A 1,582-nucleotide genomic window follows, 5' to 3' on the forward strand; every position below is an offset into this window, starting at 1 on the left:
TCATTATAGAACTTTCAATTATCACATTCGAATTACATTTTATTTTGGAAAACGTTTCCTTTGTTTTCAAATTGCTAAAAAAGTGGTACAATATAGGATAGCTTACTATTATCTGAATCAGCTGATTTGGAGAGAAAGGATTCATTTTGAAATCAATAGGCTTTATTGAAAAGCTGAAGGGGTTGTCTAGTAAAGAGCTGATTTTATTGGGAATTATCCTAAGTATCTTTTTACCCTTTTATCTTTTTGTAGTTGTACTCTGTTTATATATTATCAGTTTGATTTTTACAGGAGACATGAAAAGTATTCTTCAGAAAATGGGGGAGCATCCGATGCTGCTTCTTTTTCTTGGCTATAGTACTGTTATATCCATTCTTGCACAAAATTGGATGGGTCTTGTGGCTTCAGTAGGAATGTTTTTGTTTGCTATTTTATTTTTGCAATATCAGTCGATTTTATCACATAAATTCTTTCGATTAATTTTGCAGCTCGTCTTGTTTGGTAGCGTCTTGTCAGCTGCTTTTGCGAGTTTAGAACATTTCCAAATTGTGAAGAAATTCAACTATGCTTTTCTTTCACCCAATATGCAGGTGTGGCATCAGAATCGTGCAGAAGTGACCTTCTTTAATCCTAATTATTATGGAATTATTTGTTGTTTCTGTATCATGATTGCTTTCTATCTATTTACAACGACCAAGTTGAATTGGTTGAAAGTATTCTGTGTGATTGCAGGCTTTGTTAATCTCTTTGGATTGAACTTTACGCAAAATCGAACTGCCTTTCCTGCTATTATCGCTGGAGCAATCATCTATCTCTTTACGACTATTAAAAACTGGAAGGCCTTTTGGCTTAGTATTGGGGTATTTGCGATTGGCTTGAGCTTCCTCTTTTCCAGTGATTTGGGAGTTCGGATGGGGACTTTAGATTCTTCTATGGAAGAACGAATTTCTATTTGGGATGCTGGGATGGCCTTGTTTAAGCAAAATCCTTTTTGGGGTGAGGGGCCATTGACCTACATGCACTCGTATCCTCGGATACATGCTCCTTATCATGAACATGCTCATAGCCTTTATATTGATACGATTCTGAGTTACGGAATTGTGGGGACTATTTTATTAGTTTTGTCTTCTGTTGCTCCTGTTCGCTTGATGATGGATATGAGTCAGGAGTCGGGGAAACGTCCGATTATCGGCCTTTATCTATCTTTCCTTACAGTGGTTGCTGTGCACGGAATTTTTGACTTGGCTCTCTTCTGGATTCAGTCAGGCTTTATTTTCTTGCTAGTTATGTGCAGTATTCCATTGGAGCATCGAACCTTGGTATCGGACATGACGGATTAAGTTTTATAAGATTAAAATTCTTCTACCTTGGGTAGGAGATTTTTTTATACGATGGGCATGTCGTGCATCTGAGGTGTAAGTCCTCTGTAGAGATTCACTACCGGTGAATATAGTGAAATGAGATAAGAACAGGATGAATCAATCAGGACAGTCAAATAGATTTCTAACAATGTTTTAGAAGTAGAGGTGTACTATTCTAGTTTCAATCTATTATACAATAGCGCTCCCTCGTCCTTATGCAG

General features: G+C 37.0%; 1 protein-coding gene. It reads left to right on the top strand.

Annotated elements, in window-relative coordinates; all coding sequences use genetic code 11:
* Positions 1 to 146 precede the first annotated feature (146 nt).
* On the top strand, positions 147 to 1,340 hold the full coding sequence (locus tag HT687_RS10875) for an O-antigen ligase (RefSeq protein WP_023937263.1): 1,194 nt from the start codon (positions 147 to 149) through the stop codon (positions 1,338 to 1,340).
* Positions 1,341 to 1,582: the final 242 nt, after the last annotated feature.

The organism is Streptococcus sp. 1449 (assembly GCF_013276805.1).
In the GTDB taxonomy this organism is placed as follows: domain Bacteria; phylum Bacillota; class Bacilli; order Lactobacillales; family Streptococcaceae; genus Streptococcus; species Streptococcus pseudopneumoniae.